Source organism: Duganella violaceipulchra (genome assembly GCF_019166075.1).
Taxonomy (GTDB): domain Bacteria; phylum Pseudomonadota; class Gammaproteobacteria; order Burkholderiales; family Burkholderiaceae_D; genus Rugamonas; species Rugamonas violaceipulchra.
Map to the genome: position 1 here is coordinate 1 of NZ_JAHTGR010000087.1, position 861 is coordinate 861.

The following is an 861-nucleotide window of genomic DNA, read 5'->3' on the forward strand; positions in this document are numbered from 1 at the left end:
GCTCGATCATCACGCCCTTGGGCGCGCCGGTCGAGCCGGAGGTGTAGATCACATAGGCCAGGTGGGCCGGGGTCAGTCCGTGCCGCTGCGGATTGGCGGACGCCTGCCCGCTCCACAACGCAGCCTGCTCGCGCAGGTCGATGCGCGCCACCTCGCCGCCGATATCGTCCAGCGCGGCCCGGCCGGCGCCCACGCTCAGCGCCACCAGCGGTGCGCTGTCGGCCAGCATATAGGCCAACCGCTCGCGCGGATAGGCCGGGTCCAGCGGCACATAGCAGCCGCCCGCTTTCAGCGTGGCCAGCATCGCCACCAGCATCTCGACGCCGCGCTCGGCGCAGATCGCCACACGCACGTCCGGCGCCACGCCCAACGCCAGCAGGTGGTGCGCCAGCCGGTTGGCCTGCGCATTCAACTCGGCGTAGCTGACCCGGCGCTGCTCATGCACCAGCGCCACCGCGTGCGGCGTGCGCTCGGCCTGGCGTTCGAACAGCTCGTGCAGGCAAACGTCCTGCTCGTAGTCCGCCGCCGTCGCGTTCCATTCAACCAGCACCTGGCGGCGTTCCGCCGCCGACAGCACGCCGATCTCCGCCAGCGCCGTCTGCGGCGCCGTTTCCAGCGCCGCGACGATGCCCTCCAGCGCCGTCTGCAGGTAGTCGCAGATGCGTTCGGCCGACACCGACTGGTCGACCTGCGCCGTCAGGCTGAAGCCATCGCCGAAATCGTCCACCGACAGCGTCAATGGATAGTTGGTGCGCTCTTCTCCCCCCACCACTTCCACGCCTTCCCAACCCGCGTGGGCCTGGTCGTCCCTGCCGCCGCCGGGCAGGCTGCTGTGACGATAGTTCAGCAGCGACGAGAACA

General features: G+C 70.0%; 1 protein-coding gene. It reads right to left on the reverse strand.

The window, feature by feature from the left end; all coding sequences use genetic code 11:
* The coding region (locus KVP70_RS33075; RefSeq protein WP_217946681.1) for an AMP-binding protein at positions 1-861 on the reverse strand (861 nt) is incomplete at both ends.